The sequence below is a fragment of the Marinobacter sp. L-80 genome (assembly GCF_056859395.1).
Genome location: NZ_JBSXOI010000063.1, coordinates 1 through 2,345, shown reverse-complemented (window position 1 = coordinate 2,345; position 2,345 = coordinate 1). Strand labels below are relative to the sequence as shown.

Below are 2,345 nucleotides of genomic sequence, written 5' to 3'. Positions count from 1 at the left end.
ATCCAACAGGCCTCAAAGAAATGGACCATGCCGATCCGTGATTGGAAGCCGGCATTGAATCGCTTTATTATCGAATTCGGTGACCGCCTGGACGGCCACCTGTAATGGGGTGGGCAGTTACACAGATTTATTTACAGGCTCTGACTTGGGCCCGAGGCTACAAGCTTTGCCAAGATGACATCTTTTACGAGTACCTCTCTCGGATTTCAAAACGCCCTGACCTGCACCCAGTCTTTAATCCAACAGCTCCCTAGTAATGTCCGTTACTTTTGAATCAGTTTTTCCAAGTCGGAGAGCGGAGGCAAACTCCAGGGGTGTCTGATACCCCAAGGAGGAATGCGGTCGCCGCTCATTGTAGTCCAAGCGCCAGTTGCTGATCTTTTCGCGGGCATGAGCAAGATCCCGGAACCAATGTTCATTCAGACACTCATCCCGGAATTTTCCGTTAAAGCTTTCGACGTAACCATTCTGCATCGGCTTTCCAGGCTGGATCAGCTTCAGCTCAACGCCACGATGGTAAGCCCATTGATCCAATGCTCTGCCAGTAAATTCCGGCCCCTGATCGGTTCTGACGGCCTTTGGATAGCCTCTGAAGGCCGCTATGCCATCCAGGGTGCGGACCACCTGTTCGCCTGAGATTCCCATAGCAACGGGAATGTCGAGGCATTCCTTGGTGAAATCATCCACGATCGTCAGGCATTTGATCCTGCGCCCGTTGGCCAAGGAATCCATGACGAAATCCATAGACCAGGTATGATTCGGCGCATCGGGCAGCACCAAGGGCTGCCGTTCGACCATCACCCCTTTACGGCGCTTGCGTTTGCGGACGGCCAAGCCTGCTTCCCGGTAAAGTCGATAAACCTTCTTGTGATTCACCTCAGCACCCTCACGACGCAGCAACTGATGAACACGCCGGTACCCGAACCGGCGACGTTCGAACGCAATGGCTTTGATGCGTTCTGTCAGATCACGCTCCTCTGGCGAGCGTTGAGACTGATACCGCATCGTTGCGCGGGATAACCCGACGAGTGAACAGGCTTTGCGCTCGGATATCGTCGTCTCCGACAGCATGGTGCGCACAGCCTCGCGCTTGTTCCCGACGGTCAGTACTTTCGGTTGAGGGCGGCCTTCAGAGCTTCGGTGTCGAGCATAGACTCGGCCAGCAATTTCTTTAGCCGGGCATTCTCTTCCTCCAGCGCCTTCAGGCGACGGGCTTCAGAGACTTCCAGGCCGCCATACTTCTTGCGCCAGGTGTAAAAGGTCGCGTCCGAGATGTTGTACTTCCGGCACAGCTCTTTGACCGGTAAGCCAGCCTCGGCTTCCTTTAGAATGGGAATGATCTGTTCTTCGGTGAATCGCTTTTTCATGTTCATCGTCCTCTCTGGTGATGAACATTACTAAGATCACGATGGATTAGAAAGTTGGGTGCAGGTCACAGAAGCTTTCAATGGAAACCCTCCGGGTGAAGCTGACATTGAAGACTTACTGGATACTAAAATTTATGAAGCACTTGTGCGAGAGAGTTACGCGAAGGAGCTGAAAGGTAAAAAGCTGGTGTTAAACGACAACATACCCCGAATAGCCAAGCGGGTTGAGTTGGCCCTAGCTGACATAGGAATCGAGTTTCACAAAACCAGACCTACGCGCCTATTACTTACTAAGATGTCGAACGATGTGAAAGCGGTTTTATCCGAAGAAACGGCAATCCAGTTTGAAAAACTGTTCGAGGGTATCAACGCTCGATTCCAAAAGATTGATGAACGCGGCGGAACCAACCTAATGCCTAAAACAAAGTAATCGACTTTTTGCAACCAAATATAGTGCAAGAGGATGTTCAGTAATGTTTTGGTATTTTTGCGTAATGGGCCATAACGAAGCGTTGCACCGGACTAGCCGGTGAACGCCGCGTTATTCCAAAATCTGAATGTTCGCTTTGCGACCAGGCTGGCCAGCAGGGAACAATTTTCTGAACCATACTTAAAGACCCTTACCCTCCGAAGAGGGCCACGTCATGACGTTTCCTACCAGCAAAGTTCCCTGGAACAAAGGGAAGCTCGTCGGCCAGAAGCTGCCGCTCAAACTCGAACAAATATGGGCTATCCGTATTCGGTTAGAGATAGCAAAGAACATCCGCGAACTGGCGATGTTCAACATGGCAATTGACTGCAAACTCCGATCCTGCGATCTGGTAAAGCTATTGGTTCGTAAGCGCCGTTAAATCGACCCACTTGCCCTAATCGTATTGAGCCACTTTTTTCAAAGCCAACAACTCGGCATTCCAGGGCAGCAAGGCTTCAAGCTTCTCCAGCGTGTCGGCCTTAGCAATTCGTTCCAGCACATGGTGG

General features: G+C 51.3%; 2 protein-coding genes and 1 pseudogene. 2 read left to right on the top strand and 1 reads right to left on the bottom strand.

Going from position 1 to position 2,345, the window contains the following annotated elements; genetic code table 11:
- Positions 1-234: 234 nt before the first annotated feature.
- A protein-coding gene (locus tag AC13E3_RS09955) for an IS3 family transposase (RefSeq protein WP_092032359.1) occupies positions 235-1,367 on the bottom strand; the annotation gives its coding sequence in 2 pieces (ribosomal slippage) (positions 235-1,109 and positions 1,109-1,367; 1,134 coding nt in all).
- A 58-nt stretch (positions 1,368-1,425) separates the two neighbouring features.
- Between AC13E3_RS09955 and AC13E3_RS09950 the strand changes: the two genes are divergently transcribed.
- Together AC13E3_RS09950 and AC13E3_RS09945 are read left to right on the top strand one after the other, a co-directional pair.
- On the top strand, positions 1,426-1,797 hold the full coding sequence (locus AC13E3_RS09950) for a hypothetical protein (RefSeq protein ID WP_092032352.1): 372 nt from the start codon (positions 1,426-1,428) through the stop codon (positions 1,795-1,797).
- A 214-nt stretch (positions 1,798-2,011) separates the two neighbouring features.
- A pseudogene (locus AC13E3_RS09945) lies at positions 2,012-2,206 on the top strand (integrase); the annotation flags it as partial.
- Between the last annotated feature and the right edge of the window lie 139 nt (positions 2,207-2,345).